This window comes from Parachitinimonas caeni (assembly GCF_030129945.1).
GTDB lineage: Bacteria > Pseudomonadota > Gammaproteobacteria > Burkholderiales > Chitinimonadaceae > Parachitinimonas > Parachitinimonas caeni.
The window spans coordinates 1-423 of record NZ_JARRAF010000196.1; the positions used below are offsets into that span (position 1 = coordinate 1).

Below are 423 nucleotides of genomic sequence, written 5' to 3' on the forward strand. Positions count from 1 at the left end.
GCTCAGATAGATATTGTCGATCCAGCCTTCGGTGCCACCCCAGACGGCCGCGCCGTGGTTGGTGACGGTCCAGCGGACTTCGACCGGCTCGCCCGAATCGGCCTGCGGCGCGACGGTCACCGCCGCTACCCGCAGATCGGCCGCCGTCGCTGTCACCTGGGTCTCGACCCGGGCCGTGTTATTGGTTTCGATTGTCTCGACCAGCTGCTGGCCGGCATCGGTCTTGACGATCACATAGCGGCCGCTGACCGAGGGCGCCAGCCGGATGGTCTGCGCCACCTGATAGCTCTCGCCATTCCCCAGGCTGCGTTGCTGCTCGATACTGCCGATCTGCCAGCGCTGGCTGGCCTGATCCAGATCGGGGCTGTCGCTTAACCAGACGGTATCCACCCAGCGGCCGGTAAAGGCGTCACCGCCATTGCG

1 protein-coding gene is annotated in these 423 nt (G+C 66.0%); it reads right to left on the reverse strand.

Annotated features, from left to right (window positions below):
* Positions 1-423, reverse strand: a 423-nt coding sequence (locus tag PZA18_RS24280) for a hypothetical protein (protein ID WP_284103463.1), incomplete at both ends; no start/stop codon positions are given.